At 49.6% G+C, this 284-nt stretch carries 1 protein-coding gene; it reads right to left on the bottom strand.

Translation table 11 applies throughout. The features are described 5' to 3' along the window. On the bottom strand, window positions 1-272 hold a 272-nt coding region (locus tag N2041_RS14715; RefSeq protein WP_297679377.1), incomplete at its 3' end, for a DUF1934 domain-containing protein. Between the last annotated feature and the right edge of the window lie 12 nt (window positions 273-284).

The raw sequence follows: 284 nt of genomic DNA, 5'->3' as shown, positions 1-284 counted from the left end.
CCGCCGGCTTCACCAAAATCCACATCTACGCTTTTCGCCGTAATGCCCATCATGACGCTGCCATATTGGGTGTCATAACCGGTCAGGTGGGTTTTCCCGACCTCAAAAAGCATCATGGAGCTGTTGTTTCCATGTCTTATGAGCGTAACCGAGTCCTTGGAAACCTTTAAGGTTGTTGTCGTTCCGTTTAGCCCGGTGATTTCGCTTTCTTCGTAGCTCACAACGTATTCGCCATTTTCCCGGGTGAGTCTTCCTTCGGTGATGAAGCTCATCTTGTCGCTTTC

The organism is Tepidiforma sp. (assembly GCF_026419595.1).
GTDB lineage: Bacteria > Chloroflexota > Dehalococcoidia > Tepidiformales > Tepidiformaceae > Tepidiforma.
Note: the sequence above shows the minus strand (reverse complement) of the source record. Positions and strands in the feature narration are given on the sequence as shown.